Origin of the sequence: Paenibacillus sp. FSL K6-1318, from assembly GCF_037976905.1 — a bacterium.
In the GTDB taxonomy this organism is placed as follows: Bacteria; Bacillota; Bacilli; order Paenibacillales; family Paenibacillaceae; genus Paenibacillus; species Paenibacillus amylolyticus_A.
This window is the reverse complement of record NZ_CP150270.1, coordinates 2,474,849-2,496,633: the sequence shown is the minus strand read 5'-3', so window position 1 is coordinate 2,496,633 and position 21,785 is coordinate 2,474,849. Positions and strand designations below refer to the sequence as shown.

At 46.7% G+C, this 21,785-nt stretch carries 21 protein-coding genes; all 21 read right to left on the bottom strand.

Translation table 11 applies throughout. From position 1 onward, the window contains the following. Positions 1-72: 72 nt before the first annotated feature. Positions 73-303 (bottom strand): YlzJ-like family protein, encoded by a 231-nt coding sequence (locus tag NYE45_RS11170; protein ID WP_340016668.1) that lies wholly within the window; start codon positions 301-303, stop codon positions 73-75. Beyond that, positions 300-1,073 (bottom strand): ATP-dependent Clp protease proteolytic subunit, encoded by a 774-nt coding sequence (locus tag NYE45_RS11165; protein WP_340016667.1) that lies wholly within the window; start codon positions 1,071-1,073, stop codon positions 300-302. The genes NYE45_RS11170 and NYE45_RS11165 overlap by 4 nt, the downstream gene beginning before the upstream one ends. 213 nt (positions 1,074-1,286) lie before the next feature. After that, the gene (locus NYE45_RS11160) at positions 1,287-2,966 is read right to left on the bottom strand and encodes a ribonuclease J (RefSeq protein WP_062833839.1); all 1,680 of its coding nucleotides are present in this window, start codon (positions 2,964-2,966) and stop codon (positions 1,287-1,289) included. Between the two features lie 479 nt (positions 2,967-3,445). Next, the gene (gene dapA, locus NYE45_RS11155) at positions 3,446-4,324 is read right to left on the bottom strand and encodes a 4-hydroxy-tetrahydrodipicolinate synthase (protein WP_062833838.1); all 879 of its coding nucleotides are present in this window, start codon (positions 4,322-4,324) and stop codon (positions 3,446-3,448) included. 47 nt (positions 4,325-4,371) lie between these two features. After that, entirely contained in the window at positions 4,372-5,589 is a 1,218-nt protein-coding gene (gene dapG / locus NYE45_RS11150) for an aspartate kinase (RefSeq protein WP_062833837.1), read from the bottom strand. A 378-nt stretch (positions 5,590-5,967) separates the two neighbouring features. Beyond that, positions 5,968-6,564: a dipicolinate synthase subunit B gene (locus NYE45_RS11145; RefSeq protein ID WP_062833836.1), complete on the bottom strand. Its 597-nt coding sequence runs from the start codon at positions 6,562-6,564 to the stop codon at positions 5,968-5,970. Then, positions 6,561-7,460: a dipicolinate synthase subunit DpsA gene (gene dpsA / locus NYE45_RS11140; RefSeq protein WP_062833835.1), complete on the bottom strand. Its 900-nt coding sequence runs from the start codon at positions 7,458-7,460 to the stop codon at positions 6,561-6,563. Before dpsA ends, NYE45_RS11145 begins: the two co-directional genes overlap by 4 nt. A 157-nt stretch (positions 7,461-7,617) precedes the next feature. Further along, positions 7,618-8,064 carry a dUTP diphosphatase gene (gene dut / locus NYE45_RS11135; RefSeq protein WP_186333577.1) on the bottom strand — a complete coding sequence of 149 codons (447 nt, stop codon included), beginning with the start codon at positions 8,062-8,064 and terminating at the stop codon, positions 7,618-7,620. Further along, positions 8,024-9,307, bottom strand: a complete 1,284-nt coding sequence (locus NYE45_RS11130) for a pitrilysin family protein (protein WP_340016666.1) — start codon at positions 9,305-9,307, stop codon at positions 8,024-8,026. The genes dut and NYE45_RS11130 overlap by 41 nt, the downstream gene beginning before the upstream one ends. Positions 9,308-9,406: 99 nt before the next feature. Then, positions 9,407-10,402 carry a polysaccharide deacetylase family protein gene (locus NYE45_RS11125; RefSeq protein ID WP_340016665.1) on the bottom strand — a complete coding sequence of 332 codons (996 nt, stop codon included), beginning with the start codon at positions 10,400-10,402 and terminating at the stop codon, positions 9,407-9,409. A 176-nt stretch (positions 10,403-10,578) separates the two neighbouring features. Then, positions 10,579-12,681: a polyribonucleotide nucleotidyltransferase gene (gene pnp, locus NYE45_RS11120; protein WP_076330691.1), complete on the bottom strand. Its 2,103-nt coding sequence runs from the start codon at positions 12,679-12,681 to the stop codon at positions 10,579-10,581. Between the two features lie 259 nt (positions 12,682-12,940). Beyond that, positions 12,941-13,210, bottom strand: a complete 270-nt coding sequence (gene rpsO, locus NYE45_RS11115) for a 30S ribosomal protein S15 (protein ID WP_056700672.1) — start codon at positions 13,208-13,210, stop codon at positions 12,941-12,943. A 158-nt stretch (positions 13,211-13,368) separates the two neighbouring features. Beyond that, a complete protein-coding gene (locus tag NYE45_RS11110; protein ID WP_340017353.1) occupies positions 13,369-14,295 on the bottom strand; it encodes a bifunctional riboflavin kinase/FAD synthetase in 927 nt (308 codons plus the stop codon). A gap of 82 nt (positions 14,296-14,377) precedes the next feature. Beyond that, entirely contained in the window at positions 14,378-15,301 is a 924-nt protein-coding gene (gene truB / locus NYE45_RS11105) for a tRNA pseudouridine(55) synthase TruB (protein WP_062833831.1), read from the bottom strand. Next, on the bottom strand, positions 15,295-16,272 hold the full coding sequence (locus NYE45_RS11100) for a bifunctional oligoribonuclease/PAP phosphatase NrnA (protein ID WP_062833830.1): 978 nt from the start codon (positions 16,270-16,272) through the stop codon (positions 15,295-15,297). The genes truB and NYE45_RS11100 overlap by 7 nt, the downstream gene beginning before the upstream one ends. Positions 16,273-16,291: 19 nt before the next feature. Beyond that, positions 16,292-16,651: a 30S ribosome-binding factor RbfA gene (rbfA, locus tag NYE45_RS11095; RefSeq protein WP_062833829.1), complete on the bottom strand. Its 360-nt coding sequence runs from the start codon at positions 16,649-16,651 to the stop codon at positions 16,292-16,294. A gap of 25 nt (positions 16,652-16,676) precedes the next feature. Then, on the bottom strand, positions 16,677-19,265 hold the full coding sequence (gene infB / locus NYE45_RS11090) for a translation initiation factor IF-2 (RefSeq protein WP_062833828.1): 2,589 nt from the start codon (positions 19,263-19,265) through the stop codon (positions 16,677-16,679). Continuing rightward, positions 19,258-19,587, bottom strand: a complete 330-nt coding sequence (locus tag NYE45_RS11085) for a ribosomal L7Ae/L30e/S12e/Gadd45 family protein (RefSeq protein ID WP_017689142.1) — start codon at positions 19,585-19,587, stop codon at positions 19,258-19,260. Before NYE45_RS11085 ends, infB begins: the two co-directional genes overlap by 8 nt. Beyond that, entirely contained in the window at positions 19,580-19,885 is a 306-nt protein-coding gene (locus NYE45_RS11080) for a YlxR family protein (RefSeq protein WP_017689143.1), read from the bottom strand. The genes NYE45_RS11085 and NYE45_RS11080 overlap by 8 nt, the downstream gene beginning before the upstream one ends. A 25-nt stretch (positions 19,886-19,910) precedes the next feature. Beyond that, positions 19,911-21,008 carry a transcription termination factor NusA gene (gene nusA, locus NYE45_RS11075; protein WP_062833827.1) on the bottom strand — a complete coding sequence of 366 codons (1,098 nt, stop codon included), beginning with the start codon at positions 21,006-21,008 and terminating at the stop codon, positions 19,911-19,913. A gap of 123 nt (positions 21,009-21,131) precedes the next feature. Continuing rightward, on the bottom strand, positions 21,132-21,593 hold the full coding sequence (rimP, locus tag NYE45_RS11070) for a ribosome maturation factor RimP (protein WP_062833826.1): 462 nt from the start codon (positions 21,591-21,593) through the stop codon (positions 21,132-21,134). Between the last annotated feature and the right edge of the window lie 192 nt (positions 21,594-21,785).

Here is a 21,785-nt window from a genome sequence, read left to right as displayed (position 1 = left end):
AGAATATTATACCATACAAATATAATCCGTACATATGTTCTTTTTCTGCTCAATTTGTCTGAATTCGTCGCGTTATGTTGATCCCAAGTTACCTGAAAGCGGAATGGTCGAACCCGGCATATTGGCAGGATTGAGATACGCTTCAAGCGGACAATCCAGTAAACGCACAATAACGGCTTCATTGTCATTCACAGGTCTCACCTGCATTAACAAACCATTCATCTTGATCTCCCTTGTATCTTCACCCTCTTTCCACATTCCCGACCAGAGTTGTTCCGGGGGCATCACCGTATATAACGTCATTGGGTATAACCTCCCGCTTGCAGAGTCTGTCTTTTGTCTCCTATGAGCTGATTTAACTGAGCAATGGCTTGCCCAATTCCGCCTACCGCATCCATCAATCCATATTTCACTGCATCTGCGCTTCCTACAGCTGTACCAATATCCCGATTCAACTCACCGGTCTTAAACATCAGTTCTTTGAACATCTCTTCAGAGATATTTGAATGCGAAGTCACAAATCGAACAACCCTTTCCTGCATTTTCTCCATATACTCAAACGTTTGAGGTACACCAATGACAAGGCCGTTCATCCGAATCGGATGGATCGTCATCGTTGCACTTCCGGCAATCAGAGAATATGTAGAAGCTACCGCAATCGGCACTCCAATGCTATGCCCTCCACCAATGACTACAGTCACCGTAGGTTTGCTCAGGGAAGCAATCATCTCTGCAATGGCCAGACCCGCCTCTACGTCTCCACCTACCGTGTTCAGAATGATCAGAATACCTTCAATACGCTGATTCTGTTCTGCAGCCACTAGCTGTGGAATGATATGCTCATACTTTGTTGTTTTATTTTGTGGTGGCAAAATTAGATGCCCTTCTACCTGCCCGATAATCGTCATACAGAAAATGTTGGATTCACCTGCCGGCGACTGTGTCTGCCCAAATTGCTGAATAGTCTCCGTTACGGGAGAGATATCCTTGTCCTCTTGTAACGGGATCTCCGGTGCTTCAACCTCCGGCTGATTGGATCTTGACGCCTGCTTGCCATTCATATGTTCATTCATTTCATTAATCCCCTTCCCCAAAAACATTTAATGTATTTCCTTAGTATGGGGATTTTTCCAACCGCCTTATACCCGACACATCAAATTGCTTCACATATTGACGTTCTCGTAGAAAAACGCAAAAAAAGCCCCTTCTCTACGAGGAACCGTCCAATATTACTCGTAGAGAAGGGGCGACTGTGTGCCTGAATATATGTTTTTGTTTTAGCTATTTTAAACTTCCATAATGATTGGCAAAATCATCGGTCTACGACGAGTTTGCTCATACAGGAAGCGTCCCAGTGCATCTTTAACATTCGTTTTGAGTGAAGCCCACTCGTTAACGTTCTCACTCATCAACTTCTGCAATGTGCTGCTAACGATCCGGTTGGCCTCATCCAGTAGCCCTTCCGATTCGCGTACATACACAAATCCGCGAGAGATGATGTCAGGACCGGAAACAATTTTTCCATCCTGTTTGCTCAGTGTTACCACAACAACAAGGATACCATCTTGTGACAGCAATTTGCGGTCACGAAGTACAATGTTACCCACATCGCCTACACCCAAGCCGTCGATCAACACGTTACCTGCAGTAACTTTACCAGCTCTACGTGCTGCTCCACCTTGAATTTCAATCACTTCACCGATATCCGTGATGAAAATGTTTTCAGGTTCTACCCCTACAGACTCAGCAAGAACCGCGTGGCGACGCTGCATACGGAATTCACCGTGAATCGGCAAGAAGAATTTCGGTTTCATCAGGTTGAGCATCAGTTTGAGCTCTTCCTGGCTACCGTGACCAGATACGTGAACACCACTGTTAGCACCGCTGTAATGCACGTTAGCGCCCAGACGGAACAGTTCATCAATCGTACGGCCTACATATTTTTCATTACCTGGAACCGGTGTTGCTGCGATAATAACGGTGTCTCCTGGCAGGATGTCCACTTTACGATGCGTGGAACGAGCCATACGTGTCAGTGCTGACATTGGCTCGCCTTGGCTTCCTGTGCAGAGAATCACGACACGATCAGCAGCCATCTTGCCTACTTCTTCGGGTTCAATGATCATGCCATCCGGAATCTCAAGGTAACCCAGTTCCGAAGCAATACCGACCACGTTGACCATGCTGCGTCCGATAACTGCAACTTTACGTCCAGTTACTTCTGCTGCGTTGATTACCTGTTGGATACGGTGTACGTTGGAAGCAAATGTAGCTACAACAACGCGTTGGCTTGCTTTACGGAAGATATCTTCCAGAACGATACCCACATTTTTCTCCGATGGTGTGAATCCAGGCTTCTCAGCATTCGTACTGTCGGACAACAAAGCAAGTACGCCATTCGTTCCGATCTGTGCCATACGCTGAAGATCTGCATATTGACCATTGACTGGAGTGTGGTCAAATTTGAAGTCACCTGTGTGAACAACTGCACCTTCCGGTGTTTCGACACATACACCAACGGAATCCGGAATACTATGGTTAGTAGCGAAGAACGATGCTTTCAATGCAGTTCCAAGTTGAATCTCGGAATCCGCATCAATCAGAATACGTTTGGTTTCACCCAGCAAGTTCGCTTCTTTCAACTTGTTCTCTACAAGTCCAAGTGTAAGTCTTGTTCCATATACAGGAACATTCAGATGTTTGAGAACATATGGCAGACCACCAATGTGATCCTCATGTCCGTGAGTAAGGATAATTCCTCTTACTTTGTCACGGTTCTCAGTCAGGTAAGAAATGTCAGGAATGACAATATCAATACCAAGCATATCTTCTTCAGGGAATTTAAGACCAGCATCTACGACTACAATGTCGTTAGCGTATTGGATGACGTACATATTTTTACCAATCTCGCCTACGCCGCCCAATGCAAAAATCATCAGTTTATCGTTATTATTTTTCTTAGACAAATGAATCTAAACCTCCTATGGTAGTTGGACGTCGTACCTTATTATTTATTGTAAGTTAAGAAAAGTAGTCCATACATTACATACCCACCTATCGGGATGAATGCAAAAGAACACCTTTATTCACGATATCTGGAAGAAGTTCTTCGAAGTTATTCCCTTACACCAACAAGTTGGATTTGAGATATTTCCTCTTAGCCGTTCCTTCCTTTTTCACCGCAAAGCTACACCACGAAACGATGTCGCTTTCAATTTCAAAAAAATACCGCACCCAGTCACTTGACATCATTATACATGATTAAAAACAAAAAAAACAAGTCACTCTCTCGTTAACCTGTAGGTTTCCCCTTAGCAATGAAAAAGAAACCTCACATTACTCGTCAAAAAAAGAACCGCAACCTCAAAGGAGAGGAGCGGTTCTTTTGCTGATCTGATGGAAATTCTCATGATTAATAAAATAGTTCCATATGCAACCTAAATGATTACAAATTAAGCAGACCTTTGATGTAGACCTGCTCCTCTTCCGTTGGCGGAATAAGGGGCAAGCGTACAGAGCCAACGTTCAAACCACGCAATGTCAGCGCATATTTCACCGCTACCGGGTTTGGTAGAGGCTGTGGACACTCAAACAGACCTTTAAACACCGGGAAGAGCTGCTGATGAATCTGAGCAGCTTGAACAGGCGCACCGCCATAAAAGGCATCGATCATTTTCTTCATTTCTGCCCCTACGACATGACTCGCCACGCTGACGATCCCATGAGCACCAACTGCAATCGCTGGCAAGCCTGAAGCATCATCACCGGAATAGACTCTAAAATTCTCCGGAGCACTTGCTGCAATCAGCGTAACCTGCTCCATAGACGCACATTCCTTCGTAGCTACGATGTTAGGAATCTGAGCCAGACGAAGTGTTGTAGCGGCTGACAGACTGGTTACTGTACGTCCAGGCACGTTGTAGAGCATAACAGGCAGCTTGGTTGAGTTCGCAATTGCTTCAAAATGTTTGAACAAACCTTCTTGACTCGGTTTGTTGTAATACGGAACAACCAGCAATATGCCATCCACTCCGGCACGTTCAGCTTCCTGTGTCAAATGGATGGAATGCGCGGTGTTGTTGCTTCCTGTCCCGGCTATAATTTTGCACCGACCAGCCGCATGTTTCACTGCAAATTCGAATAATTGAACTTTCTCAGTATCACTAAGTGTTGGAGACTCCCCTGTTGTTCCGGAAACCACGAGCGTCTCCGACTTTTGATCTACAATCAGATAGTCGATTAGACGTGCCGTTTCCTCCCAATGAATCTCTCCTTGTTCATTGAACGGAGTGACCATTGCTGTAATCAATCTTCCAAAGTCCAATTCGATTCCTCCTTCAAAACAGGTTTGGCTCCTCTAACTTCAGTTGTTTACAAATGAAGTTCGAATGAGGCGTGAAGTGCCCTCAGGGCCTGAACCATATCTTCTTTTTTTACGAGCACCCAGATCGTTGTATTCGAATCTGCCGATTGCAGGATCTGAATGTCTGCCAGTGTCAAGGACTCAACGATACGAGCCATAATTCCAGGTACACCATTAATGCCTCCGCCAATGACGGAAACTTTGGCACAACCGGACAGGCTTTGTGGCTTGAGGCCTATCTCCTGTAATACATGTATGGCTTTCTCGGAATCACTGTCAAAAACTGTATAGACAACTCCCGAGGGGGTAACATTAATAAAATCAACGCTGATCGAATTCTCAGCCATGGTTTTGAATACTTTTAGTTGCAATCGATCTGCACCGCCAGGTACATCCACCGTAATTTGCGTTACATTGCTCACATAGGCGATACCTGTTACATAGCGGTCAACAATGCCTGTCTGCACATCCTGGAATCCTTCCGGATGCGTAACCAGCGTTCCTTCCGTGTCTGCAAAAGTAGATCTTACCCGTACAGGTATCTGGGATTGCATCGCAATCTCAACCGCACGTGGATGGATAACCTTGGCCCCGTGGTGGGCCATGTTACAGATCTCTGCATAACTCACAACAGTCAGTGGACGCGCATCCTCAACAATCCGTGGATCGGCAGTAAGAATCCCGTTCACATCTGTGTAGATATCCACCATTTCAGCACGTAATGCTGCACCGAGAGCTGTTGCAGACGTATCACTTCCCCCACGACCCAGTGTCGTGAAGTCCCCGTTCTCCGTCTGACCTTGGAATCCGGTTACAATAACCACCCGGCCAAGCTGAAGCTGCTCCAACACACGAACAGGACGGACATCCAATATCCGGGCATTCCCGAAATTGTCGTCCGTCACAAAACCTGCTTGTGCACCGGTCAGCACTGTAGTTGGAATGCCTTCATGTTCGAGTAAACTGCTCAAAGTCGTCGCAGATATGATTTCACCACAGCACAGCAGTAAATCCTTTTCGCGTGCGGATAGTGCGTTTCCGTTCTGTGCAGCCCAGTCCAGCAACGTATCGGTCGCATATGGCTCGCCGCGACGACCCATCGCAGACACCACGATGACCAGACTCAATCCTGCCTCAAGTTCACGTTTAACGTGACGGAGCACATGCTCTCTCGCCTGAACAGTGGAGAGAGACGTGCCTCCAAATTTCTGTACCATGATACGCATCTTTATTCCTCCATTTGTGTACGCAAGAAGACTGGACACGGGTCAAATCAACAAATGGATCACCCTAGGGAGCGTTCTGATGCGATAATTTCAGCAATTTATACGGCATTCCATGCCGCTCCTTGGTTTTGTGATTGTCTGGGACAATCGCAAATCAAAGGTCGCGGTAGTTATCGAGATCATGACGCATACATTCACAATAGACCTCTCCCGCTTGCTTAACCTTTACTGTCGGCAAGCAGGAATGCCCTTATAGACAGGAACGTGGACACAAGCAGCTGTTCAAGCCAGCATACCGTCCCCCATGATTTTCTTTGTCTCTCGAACCCTTCTTCATTTCTCCAAGCGCATAAACGTTGTCACCGAATCATTGTTCCATCAAGCCTGTGAAGAACGCTCCACAATCATCGGCTGAAGCTGTTTGCCCTCAAGAGCACTCCAGCAAGCCTCTGGAATCAATTCCATTTTGGCGACCAACGAGTTTGGTTTTTTCACTGGATCGTCCTGCCCAAATGGCACAAAATACAAGTATTTGGCCACGAGCAATTTGGCGATATTCGCAGCATTCAAGCCCAGACCGTCATTCGTGGAAATGGCGAGCACGAGCGGACGCTGATTGCGCATCTGTGCTTTGGCTGCCATCAGCACTGGACTGTCGGTCATCGCATTAGCCAGCTTGCTTGTGGTATTCCCTGTGCATGGAGCAATAACCAGCACATCAAGCAGCTTGGAAGGCCCTAATGGCTCCGCTTCAACAATTGTAGAAATGATATCATTCCCTGTTATATCTTTCAACTGTTTTTGCCAATTTTGCGCCGTACCGAAGCGTGTATCCGTCGTCAGTACCGAATTGGAAATAATCGGAATGACGTTGGCACCTTCAGCCACGAAGCGGCTAATTACCGGCATAACCTCTTCAAACGTACAATGAGAACCCGTAATTGCATAACCTACCGTTTTTCCCTGCCAGTTCATGATTTAACCTCCCGTGCGTTCTGTTCTTCCAAAAGCAAACGGATCAACGCGTCGGCAATAATGCCGCCAGCCGTTTTTGGAGCAACAATGCCGGGGAGGCCAGGCGCAAGTAGCGCTTTGATACCGCGTTTGTCAGCATACCTGAAATCACAGCCGCCAGGAGCGGATGCGAGGTCGATAATGACAGCCTTTTGCGGCATTCTGGACAGGATTTGTGCTGTGATTATCATAGTCGGTATCGTATTAAAAAGCAAGTCAACTTCCCCGGTTTGAGCGGCCAAATCCGTTGTCATAAAAGGCTTCCAGCCCATTATAGTCGCGCGGGCAACATCCTCTTCCCGCCTGATCCCCACCCGTACATTTGCTCCAAGTCCCTGCAGTGTTTTGGCCATTGTGAACCCTGTTCGACCGATGCCAAGCACGATGCATTCCGAACCATGGATTGTGAAGTCCGTCTCCCGAATAGCTATGGCGATGGCTCCCTCAGCTGTTGGAATAGAGTTGTAAAGTGCAATATCATCACGATCAAGTACTTCAACAAGTCTCAGCCCGTTATCTAGACAAAGTTCACGCAGGAACGGCTTCGCCATACCTGTGAACACAATGCAATGCTCCGGCAATGCTGCAACATGTTCCTTTTTCAAATAGATCGGCGTGTCACTGAACGAAGTACTTACTTTTCCCTGGTCATCGCAACCGACAACAGGCAGTACCAGTACATCTGCGGAAGCAAACACTTCGTCCTCCAGTTCCTGGTGTTCGATACCCGGAATGGAACGCTCCATTTTATCGAAACCCACTACACTTACCGTTGCATCCAGCTCAGCGCACTTTTGAATGACTTCAAGCTGCCGCGCATCTCCGCCCAGGACTACAATCCGGACTCCGGTCAGCATCGGGACGTCACTCCTTTCACCACATGTATGCCTTATCGTATGCAGGGGCCCACAGCGGGGTGAAAACAATAATTGCATTCTACCGTCTCTTTCTCGAATGCAAAAAAGAGCCGCCCCTGTTAGGGACGACTCTAAAAAATGGGTATATTTACGCTTATTATTTCCCGGTATGACCGAATCCACCTTCGCCACGTACCGTTTCCGAAAGTTCATTCACTTCCGTCAATTCAACCGTAGGCACGGTCTGGAAGACGATCTGTGCGATGCGCTCTCCCCGTACAATCGTGAACGGTTCCTGACCCAGATTAATCAACAGCACTTTAACTTCTCCGCGATAATCCGCATCGATAGTACCCGGTGTGTTGAGGCAGGTAATTCCATGTTTAAAAGCCAGTCCGCTCCGAGGACGGATCTGTGCTTCCAATCCAGCTGGCATTGCCATCGCAAGTCCAGTTGGAATCAGCGTACGCTGACCCGGTTGCAGGACAACTTCCTCCTGAAGTGCAGCTACTACATCAAAGCCGGATGCCAGCTCCGACATTTTTTGTGGCAACTTAATATCTTCATTGCCCGGCAGTTTCTGTATTTGAACGTAATGCAACAAAATCATCCCTTCTCAATCCAGCGATCGTCTTATCTGAAGCGCCAACCATGGCAAGTGCAAACGGCTCAGCAAACATCAGATCAAGTACCGCGTTAATATCGTCCATCGTCACTTGCTCAATCTTGGTGATCATCTCATCCAGCGTATGATGTCTTCCCAGCATCAGCTCGTTTTTACCGAGACGATTCATGCGACTGCCTGTGCTTTCCAAGCTAAGAATCAGGCTGCCCTTCAGCTGTTCTTTTCCTTTACGCAGTTCATCTTCGGACAAGCCGTTTACAGCCAAGTCGCGCAGAACCTCTTTGGTCAGGTCAAGCACTTCTTTTGTCTGTTTCGGTGCTGTACCCGCGTATATCGTGAAAAGTCCACTGTCCGCATGAGAGCTATGATAGGAATACACGGAGTACGCAAGACCCCGTTTCTCACGAATTTCCTGGAACAGTCTGGAACTCATGCCTCCACCAATGGCGTTATTCAGAACAACCATAGCGAATTGAAGTGGATCTCCGATTTTACAGCCCGGGAACGAGATACAGATATGATTCTGTTCCGTTTTCTTTTTGTGAAAGAGCTGTCCGCTTTGGAATGCCGGCATCGTAACTGCTTCCGTTACTCCATTTACATCAAAAGCACCAAAATGCTTCTCCATCAGATCGATTACACTGTCATCAATATTACCCGCGATACTAATGACCGTGTTCTCAATCGTGTAGTGCTCCTTCATATATGCACGCAGATGGCTGGAATCCATCGCTTTAAGACGTTCTTCTGTACCCAGGATAGGGTATGCGAGCGGATGCTCACCATAGGCCGCCAAGGCCATCAGATCATGAACCATATCATCCGGCGTATCTTCATACATCGAGATTTCTTCCAGAATGACGTTTTTCTCCTTCATCAATTCACCATCATCCATTTTGGAGCGGAAAAACATATCGGACAACACATCAACCGCAATCGGCAAATGTTCATCCAACACTTTAGCATAATAACATGTGTATTCTTTGGAAGTGAACGCATTCACGTTACCACCGATCGCATCGAACTGCTCCGCAATTGCCTTCGCATCATAACGATCCGTTCCTTTGAACAGCATGTGTTCAATAAAATGTGATACTCCGTTACTTGCAGGTTGCTCATTGCGCGAACCTGTCTTGACCCATATTCCGAAAGACACAGAACGGCAGGTCGGTATCTGTTCCATGACAACTCTGAGGCCATTGCCCAGCTGAATTTTTTTCATGGTTGGCCCTCCTACATCTCTATAATTGCCTTGATCTCAATCTTCAAATTGAAATCGACATTTGGTTCCAACTTTTTGATATTAACAAAAAAACAACGTTCACTCAACCGCAGGCGCAATTACACGTTCCGAAGACAACGTCTCACTTACAGTTCCGAGCACCAGACCTTTAGCCCGTATGGACTGAATCATACCCTGTAGAGCTCCGGAAGCAGCAGCTGTGGGGTGCATTAGAATTAACGTGCCAGCCTCGGTATTTTTCGCAATTTTGGCAACAACGGCATCTGAGCTTGGTTTACGCCAATCCACCGTATCTACTGTCCATAATACGGTTTGCAGTCCCATGGAAGAAGCAATATCTACGGTCTTTTGATTAAAGTCACCGGAAGGCGGAGCAAACCAACGATTCTCCACACCAAGTGTTTTATGGAGCAGATCTTGGGTTTTGCTAATTTCCAGCTTGGCCCGCTCTGCGCTCAATCGACTCATGTTAGGGTGAGAATACGCATGATTGGACAACTCATGTCCACGTTTCTGAATTTCCTTGGCAAGCTCAACGTTTTTACTTAACCAGCTTCCATCCAGAAAAAAAGTGGCCTTCACTTTCGCGGCATCGAGCGTATCCAGCATCGTTATAATATATTCGTTCCCCCAAGCCACATTAATCATAAAAGAAACCATAGGCTTGCTCGCATTCCCCCGATAGATCGGATGTGCACCCAGATCCTTTAGCTGAATCTCCGGCTGAATCTGACGATAGACGTACGCTATCTTGGTATTTAATGTTCCACTCAGTGCCTTTCGGTATGTCGCTTCCACATCAATCTCCATGCCATTATAACCAGGGATGGCTTTCCATACCCGATCCACCCTGGCATTCACCGGAGCAATTTTCGTTTCAGCCGCCTTATCCCGAATCGCCGACAACAGCGCATCTTCTCCGGTTGCTTCCTTGAACATGTCAAAAGCATTCTGCGTACCTGGTCCATCACGGATCTCCGTAATGTATGTGCGTACACTGCCAACTTGTCCGATCAATATGACCGCAGTCACACCCGCCAGAACAGCCGCCAGTTTTTTGGATTGGTTTCCCACAGCTCCATCCTCCCGCCGTCTTTGTCCCCATCATATGAGGACAAGGGCGAAAATATGAATAGAAAGCCATGATTCCATCCTTGCTTTACGTATTTAAACGTTAAAAAAAGAGCCAGAAATTCACATTCTGTCTCTTCATTCAATATATCCAATTTATAACCTGTCGCTTCGGTATCCTAGGATTGAGCCGGAGCTTCAGCAGTCAAAACTGCTTTGCGGGACAAGTTGATTCGACCTTGTGGGTCAATTTCCGTTACTTTTACCGTAATGGAATCACCGATGGCTACAACATCTTCCACTTTGGCAACACGTTCTGTTGACAGTTGTGAGATGTGTACCAGGCCTTCTTTGTTCGGAAGAACTTCAACGAATGCACCGAATTTCTCAACGCGTTTTACTTTACCGACATAAATCTCGCCGACCAGTACTTCACGCACAATACCTTCGATGATCGATTTGGCTTTATCATTCATATCCTGGTTGGAAGAAGCGATAAAGACACGTCCATCCTGTTCAATATCAATTTTAACACCGGTTTCTTCGATGATTTTATTGATAATTTTACCACCTGCACCGATCACATCACGGATCTTGTCCGGATTGATATGCATAGTTGTAATTTTAGGCGCATATTGTGATAACTGCTCACGTGGAGTATTCATCACTTCAGTCATTTTGCTCAAGATGTGCAAACGACCTTCTTTGGCTTGAGCCAATGCTTCAGACAAAATTTGACGATCGATACCATCAATTTTGATGTCCATTTGAATTGCAGTTACACCTTCAGGTGTTCCGGCTACTTTGAAGTCCATGTCACCCAGGTGATCTTCCATACCTTGAATATCACTCAGAATGGATACATGATCTCCGTCTTTGATCAGACCCATAGCTACACCCGCAACTGGAGCTTTGATAGGTACACCTGCATCCATCATCGCCAAAGTGCTGGCACAGATACTTGCCTGGGAAGTTGAACCGTTGGATTCCAGAACTTCAGATACCAAACGAATCGTGTATGGGAAATCTGTTTCGGAAGGGATGACTTTGGAAAGAGCACGCTCACCCAGAGCACCATGTCCGATTTCACGACGGCCTGGAGCACGCAATGGACGAGCTTCACCTACGCTGAATGGTGGGAAGTTATAATGATGCATGAAACGTTTCGTTTCTTCAAGGCTGATTCCGTCCAAAATCTGAACATCACCCAGCGCACCCAAAGTACAGATACTAAGTGCTTGCGTTTGACCACGTGTGAACAAACCTGAACCGTGCGTACGTGGCAGCAGGGAAGTATCACATTCAATTGGACGAATCTCAGCAAGTCCACGTCCATCCGGACGAACTTTATCATGCGTGATCAGACGGCGCACTTCTTCTTTAACGATATCGTGCAGAACTTCCTTCACGTCTTTGAGCAATTCAGGACTTTCAATATATTTCTCTTCGAAGTGAGCAACCGTTTCGTCATTCACTACATCAATCGCATCTTGACGAGCATGCTTCTCGGCAATTTTAACAGCTTCAACCAGACGAGCACTTGCGAAATCACGCACACTGCTGTTGACTTCAGCATTAACGGCATGCAATTTAACAGCCATTTTTTCTTTACCAGCCACTTGCACGAGTTGTTCGATTACCGCAACAATGTTTTTGATCTCATCATGTCCAAACATGATTGCTTCAAGCATTACTTCTTCCGGTAATTCGTTTGCTTCAGCCTCTACCATCATGATGGCATCCTTGGTTCCTGCAACTACCAGCTCAAGCTCACTTACTTCGAGCTGTGCAATCGTTGGATTAATGATGAACTCGCCATCGATACGTCCAACTTTCACGCCACCAATAGGTCCGCTAAATGGAACATCCGAGATGCTCAGTGCAGCAGATGTACCAATCATTGCAGCGATTTGTGGTTCGCAATCCTGGTCCACACTCATAACGATATTCAGAACTTGTACATCATTCCGGAAGCCTTCCGGGAACAATGGACGAATTGGACGGTCTGTCAGACGGCTTGAAAGAATAGCTTTCTCACTAGGTCTGCCTTCACGTTTAATAAATCCACCCGGGATTTTACCTACGGCGTACAATCTTTCTTCATAGTTTACCGTTAGTGGGAAAAAGTCCAGATCTTTCGGCTCACTTGATGCTGTCACGGTACACAATACAACGGTATCCCCGTATGTTACCTTAACGGCAGCATTAGCCTGCTTGGCCAAACGCCCGGTCTCAAGCGTAAGCTTTCTTCCACCAAGCTGCATATCAACACGCTGTTCCATGAAACCCCTCCTTTTATTCGTTCCTAATTCAATGGATTCTGCATATTCACAGTATTTCCTGCTTGTCCTGCATTCATTAGCTATGTATAGATCTTGCAACATGCTAACCTGCACAACAAAAGCTCCTCACGGAGCCCCATCTACAAATATATGGCAACATGTTCATCTACAAAACAACCCGGCTGTAGGTTCCGCTTGTCCTTTTAGACAAAAGAATGACGGATAACAGCCAGGTTGGTTTTGAAAACATGTACGATAATTAACGACGCAATCCGAGTTTTTCGATCAGTGCGCTGTAACGTTTAACATCTTTGTTTTTCACGTAAGCCAAAAGCTTACGACGTTGACCTACCATTTTCAAAAGTCCACGACGTGAGTGGTGGTCTTTCTTATGCGTACGCAAGTGGTCTGTCAAACTTCTGATGTTTTCCGTAAGGATAGCAACTTGCACCTCTGGAGATCCTGTATCGGACTCATGAGTTTTGTGCTCGTCGATCAGTTGTTGTTTACGTTCTTGAGTCAATGCCATCCTGTTCACCTCCTTCAATATAATCGCCATTAGCCTCGTCACCGCCGGTGAGAGCAAGTAACCAAGCCAAGGTTAATGTTGTCTCAATCGACAACGTAGTACAGTATATCATAATTGCCTAGTTAAAGTAAATGTAAACATGCATTTAATCCAGAACCTTAAGATAACAGGCGGCCGGCAGTCAATGCATCTTCACGAATCTGGCTAATTAATGCATCAATCGAGTCAAACTTGCGTTCTGCACGAATATAGTGAACGAGCTCAACCTTTAGTTCCTGGTCATACAAGTGTCCATCAAAATGTAGCAGGTGCACTTCAAACGTAGGTTTCATCCCGTTTTCGTGAAACGTAGGTTTCACGCCAAGATTCATTACGCCATGCAGTTCCTGTTCACCATGCTGCACACGAACAGCGTAGACACCCTTCGATGGTGTAACGTAATGATCCGTGAGTTCAAGGTTGGCTGTCGGAAATCCAATGGTTCGTCCACGCTTCTCCCCGTGAATGACGGTTCCTCTGATGCTATAAGGTCGGCCAAGCCACTGACTGGCCTCATCCATCTCCCCGCGCTTCAACAGACCACGAATGAGAGAACTGCTCACTTTTTCACCATTTAACAGGAAAGGAGGAACGGTCTCCACCGTCATGTCTCCTTCTCCCAATGTACGAAGAAGCTGCTCATCTCCTGCACCCTTGTGACCGAAACGGAAGTCAAAACCAACCACCGCTGTTCTTGTCTGAAGAGGAATCAACAGGTCATGTACGAATTGTTGCGGCGTCAACCGGGAGAAGTCTTCATTGAACTCCACCACATAGAGCACATCAACGCCCATTCCTGCCAAGATGTCTTCTTTATCTCTCAAGGGAGTTAAATAACCCTCGTAATCCCCTTTGCGCATAACTTCCTTCGGATGTGGATGAAAGGTCATGACCGCTGCCTGCATGCCCGTTTCCCGTGCAATGCGGACAGCTGATAAAATGACACTTGCATGTCCGAGATGCAGTCCGTCAAATTGACCAATCGCGAGCACTTGGGGCAGTGTGCTCAGCTCAGTCGAATGTAACGTCTGCGGATAGGTTAGCATTACGGTTTTCACAATCATTCACCTGCATTTCACTTGATAGGCCAGACTTGAGCATCACCACAGCTCCAAGCCCGAGACCTCTTTATTCCGGCAAAAAGACTTTAACTGCCCTCACCGTTGGTTTTAGCTCATCCCGTTCAAATATCCCCAGAAACGTACCGTCTTGAGCATACAACCTCAGCAAACCAGGTTGCTCCACGGGCGGTTCCAGAAGACGTGCAGACAGTTTCTGACCTTGAAGTGCTCCTTTGGCCTGTTCTTCTCCAACCTTGTGGGCTGGAATCGAAGCAATAGCCTCGTCAACAGGAATCAGCGCCTCCGCCAAAGTCCCATCGGCCATAAGTTGTTCCACTTCTTCAATACGAAGACAATGATCTGCAGAAATACCTGCTGATATTGTACGCTCAAGTCTAACCATGGTCGATGGATATCCAAGTTGTCGGCCAATGTCTACACACAACGTCCGAATGTAGGTACCTTTTGAACACAAGGCCCGGAAGGATATATCGGTCGTCTCACCATGAGTCTCAATCCCTGTAAGCTCAAGCTCATAGATTGTGACCTCACGGCTCTTACGCTCTACCGTTTTCCCTTCACGAGCAAGCTCATAGAGACGTTTGCCGTCTACCTTTACCGCAGAATACATGGGTGGCACCTGAGAGATCGTGCCCAGAAACTGCTCAAGCACCTGCTGAACCTGTTCCTGTGTTACTTCCACAGTTGTCTCAGACCGCTCAATGACTTCCCCTGTCATATCCTCTGTGTCAGTAGACAATCCCAATCTGAGCGTAGCCAGATATTCCTTCGGAAGCTCCTGCATGTATTCCACCACGCGTGTCGCCCGTCCAAGACAGAGCGGCAGAACGCCTGTAACTTGTGGGTCTAGTGTGCCCGTATGCCCAATGCGCTTCATCTTGAGAATGCGACGCATTTTGGCTACAACATCATGAGAAGTAAATCCCGCTGGTTTATATACCGGAAGTATACCTTCAAATGGCTTTACCATTGTGCATTCACCTGCTTCAGTACTTTTGCGACAATATCTTCAAGTCTACCTTCTAGACGACATCCGGCTGCGAGAACATGCCCGCCTCCACCAAAGGTCTGTGCTAATGCAGCAACATCAATCTTGCCAGCCGAACGCAGAGAAACCTTGACGGCACTCTCGTTGATCACTTTGAAAAAGATACCAACCTCCACGCCCTGAATGTTGCGCGGATAGTTCACTACCCCTTCAAGATCTTCATTAGCTGCTCCGCAAGCGACCATATCATCTGGTGTAATTACAACCCAGGCTATCTTGCCATCATCTGTCATCTTGAGGCTTGATAGTGCTTGATTCAAAATCCGAACTTGTGGAAGAGTCACCTGCTCCAACAAGGTCTGGGCGAGATAGGGTCCATCCACGCCATGTTCAAGCAATCTGGAGGCCGTTGTCATTACATTTGGACTGGTATTGGCATAGCGAAACCCGCCTGTATCCGTAAGCAATCCTGTATAGACTGCAGTTGCAACATCTTTATCCCATGCTACTTGGAACAGGTTAAGAAAATCGAACAAAATTTCAGCCGTTGCAGCAGCATCTGACTTAATAATGTTGACTGTACCATAAGCGTCATTCGTAGGGTGATGATCAATATTCAAAATAACAGCATCTTCTTCGAAATAATGACGCGTCAAGCCTACTCTGGCAAAGTCTGCACAATCCACACAGATAACCGCTTTATATTTTCGCTGCGGTGGTTGTTCGGTCATGTTCACAATGTTGCCGGCTTCCCACAAAAATTGCATGCGTTGTGGAATTTCGCCTTCATTAATCATCGTGAATGTCTTGCCCAGACATGACAGCAGCCAGCCCACCGTTACCGTCGAGCTGACTGCGTCACCGTCCGGCTGTACATGCGACACGACCAGGTAATCATCATGCTCCAGTAGAAATTGCTTTCCGGCCTGGAGCGCCTGTTCATAAGTGTGCATTGCCGTCTCCTCTATTCTGTTACTGGGATTCGTTCTTGTCGGAACCAATATCGCCAAGCAGCTTCTCAATTCGGCTGCCATAGGCGATTGATTCGTCGATCTTGAATATCAACTCGGGAACATGACGGAATCGGATACGTTTGCCCAGCTCGGAACGCAAAAATCCATTTGCTTTTGCCAGTGCTTTGAGCGAGTTATCTTTTTGTTCCTGTTCACCGAAGACACTCAGATAAACTTTGGCTTGCGACAAGTCTCCTGTCACTTCGACTCCCGTTACGGTAATAAAGCCGATACGTGGATCTTTCAGTTCAGACTGGATAAGCAGACTCAATTCTTTCTTGATCTGCTCGCCCACTCTACCTGTACGAATCTTAGCCATTGTTGTTCACCTCATGCTTCCTTGCTTATCGTTGTACTGTCTCCATAATGAAGGCTTCGATAACGTCGCCCTCTTTGAGATCATTGTATTTATCCAGTGTGATACCGCACTCATAGCCTTGGGCTACTTCTTTGGCATCATCTTTGTAACGTTTCAGGGAATCCAGCTTACCTTCGTAAAGCACGATGCCATCACGAATCAGGCGTGCTTCCGCAGAACGCGTAATTTTACCCGAGGTAACCATACAACCAGCGATGGTACCCACTTTACTGATGGAGAACGTGCTACGAACTTCAGCATGACCGATAACTTTTTCTTTGTAGATCGGATCAAGCATTCCTTTCATCGCTTGTTCAATTTCTTCGATAACACTGTAGATTACGCGATGCAGACGAATGTCTACTTGCTCTTGATCTGCAGTTGCTTTCGCCTGATTATCAGGACGAACGTTGAAACCAATCACGATGGCATTGGATGCTGCAGCCAAAATGATGTCGGACTCAGTGATTGCACCAGCGCCGCTATGAATGATCTTCACGCGCACACCTTCAACTTCGATCTTCGCAAGGGAACCTTTCAATGCTTCAACCGAACCTTGTACGTCACCTTTGATAATTACGTTCAGATCTTTGATCTCGCCATCTTTGATGTGCTGGAACAGATCATCCAACGTTACACGAGTATGTGTACCCAGATCGGATTCACGTTGCGTAATCGCACGTTTGTCAGCGATGGAACGCGCTTTGCGCTCATCTTCAAACACCATGAATGGATCTCCCGCACCTGGAACTTCAGTCAAACCTGTGATTTCTACAGGTGTTGAAGGTCCAGCTTCTTTCAGACGGCGACCTTTGTCATTGACCATCGCACGGACACGACCGAAGCAATTACCTGCTACGAAAGCATCTCCGACTTTCAATGTACCGTGCTGTACGAGGATACGGGCAACTGGGCCACGTCCTTTATCCAGCTCGGCTTCAATCACTGTACCACGGGCACGTTTGTCCGGGTTCGCTTTGTATTCGTTCACTTCTGCTACGAGCAGAATCATTTCAAGCAGACCTTCCAGACCCATTCTTTGCTTCGCTGACACGTTAACAAAGATGGTATCTCCGCCCCACTCTTCCGGAACGAGTTCATAATTAGTTAATTCTTGTTTTACTTTATCCGGATCAGCACCCGGTTTGTCGATTTTATTGACAGCCACGATAATCGGAAGCCCAGCAGCTTTGGCATGGTTAATGGCCTCAACTGTTTGTGGCATAACACCGTCATCAGCAGCTACGACAATAATTGTAATATCCGTAACCTGTGCTCCACGTGCACGCATCGCTGTAAACGCTTCATGACCCGGAGTATCCAGGAACGTAATTTTTTTGTTGTTGATTTCAACTTGGTATGCACCGATATGTTGCGTAATTCCGCCTGCTTCGCCGCCTGTTACATTCGTGGAACGAATGGCATCAAGCAAAGTCGTTTTACCATGGTCAACGTGACCCATGATCGTAACTACTGGTGGACGAGCCTGCAAGTCAGCAGCATCATCATTCTCTTCCAGTGTTTCGAAACGGTCATCTTCAAGCACAATCTTCACTTCAACCTCAACACCGAATTCACCTGAAAGCAGAAGGATCGTTTCGATATCAAGCTCTTGGTTGATTGTTGCCATAACGCCCATAGCGATGAGCTTTTTGATAACTTCAGAAGCATCCTTATGGAGCAACTTCGCTGTTTCACCAACAGTCATATCACCACGAACGATGATTTTCTTCGGTGTGTTATCAATTTTCTCACGTTGTTGGTACTGTTGTTGATTTCTGTTGCGGTTGTTTTTGCCACCACGGTTACCACGGAAGTTGCCGCCACGGTTGTCATCATAACGACGTCCACCGCCACCGCTGTTCGAACGGTTACCACTATTGTTGTTGCCAGTAGTACCACCTGGACCGCTTCTACGTTGGCCTTGACCTTGTCCTTGGCTCTGACCTTGGCCACCGCTGCGGTTGCCGCCAGTACCTGTATTACCACCGCTGTTAGGTCCTGAAGTTCTTACTTGACCGCCACCGCTGTTATTCGGACGTTGACCCGATCCTTGCGGACGGGACGCAGTACTGCTTTGTCCACCTTGAGCTGGTCTTGGACGGTTAGTTGATTGTCCTCCTTGGCTTGAGCCTTGGGAAGAGTTTGTTCTGTTGCGGCTGTCTTGGCCGCTGGGTCTTTGGGTGCCATTGTTATTGTTGGAATTTGGTCTATTGTTCATACCTACCTGCTTTTCCTGTTGTATTTTTGTTTGTACGGGACTACCGGATGGGTTACTGCTAATCGGCGTGTTCACTCCGCCGGCCGGCTTATTGCTGTCCACTGGTTTGTCACTGCGTACTGCCGAAGTAGCAACTGGTTTTGCATCGTTGCCTTGTTTCGAAGCCGCAGTGGATTTTATATCTTTAAAAAATTGTTCCACCTTACCGACTGAACCATTCTCCATGACGCTCATATGATTGTTTACGGGAATTTCCAGCTTTTTAAGAATGGTTATAATTTCTTTACTACTCATATTAAGGGACTTCGCATATTCATAAACTCGCAATTTATCCTTGTTTTCCTGTTTACTCAATATACTCCACCTCCGACATTATACCGACTTGCTTGGAGATCATTTTTGCAAACCCTCGATCCGTTACTGCAAGAACAACACGCGTGTCTTTACCGATACTTGAACCCAGACTATCCCGGTCAAATCCGATTAACAGAGGAACCTTATAAGTTCCACATTTATCGCGAAATTTCTTTTGTGTATTGGCTGAGGCGTCACCCGCAACAATAACCATTTTAGCTTCGGAAGAACGGATCGCTTTAAGTACAATTTCTTCACCTGTTACAAGTTTACCTGCACGCATAGAGAGTCCCAGATAAGACAGCGTTTTAATATTAGTCATGTTCACGCTCCTGTGCTGCTTTGAATTCATCCTCAACCGCGATGAAGTCAGCTGCTAATTGCTCGTAAATTTCAGGTGAAACTTTGCCTTTTAACGCCCGATCCAAAGCCCGGTTTTTGAGTGCGAGTTTAAAACAGGACTCTTTGCCGCATAAATAGGCACCACGTCCGGATTTTTTGCCAGTCAAATCGATCAGCACTTCATCCTCTGGCGTTTTAACGATGCGGATCAGCTGCTTTTTGGGCATCATTTCTTGGCATGCCACACATTTGCGCAGCGGCACTTTTTTTGGTTTCATACGTCAGCGCCCCCCGTACTTTACTTTAGTCGACGGAGACGGAATCCTGATGCATTTCAGAAGAAGAATCTTTTTCTCTGCCGAATTCCTGTTCCGCCTGGCTCTCGCTCTTAATGTCGATTTTCCAGCCGGTCAATTTGGCTGCCAATCTGGCATTTTGGCCTTTAATACCAATAGCGAGCGAAAGTTGATAGTCCGGAACGATAACCCGAGCCATCTTTTCTTCCTCAAATACATGAACTTCCAATACTTTGGAAGGACTCAGTGCATTAGCTACATATTCGTCTACCTGATCGGAGAAACGAACGATGTCGATTTTTTCACCGCGCAGCTCACCCACAATGGTCTGCACGCGCATTCCCTTAGGACCTACACAAGATCCAACTGGATCAACTTCCTCGTTGCGGGAATGTACGGCAATCTTGGAGCGGAACCCTGCTTCGCGAGCGACGGAGCGAATCTCAACTACACCGTCAAAGATCTCAGGCACTTCCAGTTCAAAGAGACGTTTCAAGAGGCCCGGATGGGTACGGGACAAAATGATTTGCGGCCCTTTGGTCGTATTCTCGACCTTGGTGATATACGCTTTAATACGGTCACCATGAACAAACTTCTCGTTCGGCATCAATTCGGTCAGCGGTAAAGCCGCTTCGATTTTGCCCAGATCGATGTAGATATTGCGCAAATCCTGACGCTGCACCACTCCCGTAACGATATCTTCTTCCTTATCTACGAAAGCGTTGTAGATCAGGCCGCGTTCGGCTTCACGAATCCGCTGGGTCACTACCTGTTTGGCAGTCTGTGCGGCGATACGTCCGAAATCACGCGGCGTAACTTCAATCTCCGCAATATCTTCCAGCTGGAAGTGTGGGTTGATTTCTCGTGCAGCAGGCAATGAAATTTCGGTACGTGAATCCAGGACTTCTTCCACGATCAATTTACGGGCATACACCCGAATAACTCCCGTATTACGGTTCATGTCAACACGCACATTCTGGGCCGTGTTGAAATTCCGCTTGTAGCTGGAAATTAGTGCAGCCTCGATCGCTTCAAACAGCACATCCTTGCTGATCCCTTTTTCCCGTTCCAATTCATTCATTGCTTCAATAAAATCCATACTCATGAATGTTGATCCCCCTTTCAAACATGGCATCTCATACGTAAAACGGCGAAAGGCTCTGAACTCATGAGCACCTTGCCGTTATCGTGAGATGTGTCTTTTTCATTAATAAAGTGAACAAGGCACTTAAAACAAAATAGCTAGGCGCGCACTGGCAACCTTATCATAAGAAATAGCATGCTGTTTCTTACCTGCTTCGATCACGAGTTCCCCGTCATCAAAGGATAACAGCTTGCCTTCAAATTCCTTCAATCCGTTCACCGGCTCGTAGGTTGTTACAAAAACATTTTTGCCTACGGCTTTGGTAACGTCCTCAGGTTTTTTCAGTGGACGCTCCGCACCGGGAGAAGACACTTCAAGGAAATAGATGGTTGGAATCGGATCGTTCTCATCCAGCTTGGCGCTCAGCTTTTCGCTGATCAAGACGCAATCGTCGATGTCGATGCCACCCTCTTTGTCGACATACACCCGTAAAAACCAGTTGCTGCCTTCTTTGACGTATTCGATGTCAACCAGCTCGAAGCCTTGTTCGTTCAAGTAGGGTTGGATCATTTCTTCCACGGTAGATTTAATGTTCGTTGTGCTCAAAACCAATAACCTCCAACTTAGGTTACACCAGCAAAATAGCACTGGCAGATTATTAAATACCCAAGATTCTTGTATACCAAAGACTAAAGAGTGGGTTTCCCCACTCTTTAGAAATTCGTACTATCTCGTTCACTTCAAAAATTATAACATAGTCTGGTAATAGTGACAAGTAAGCGATCATTCAGGCAGATT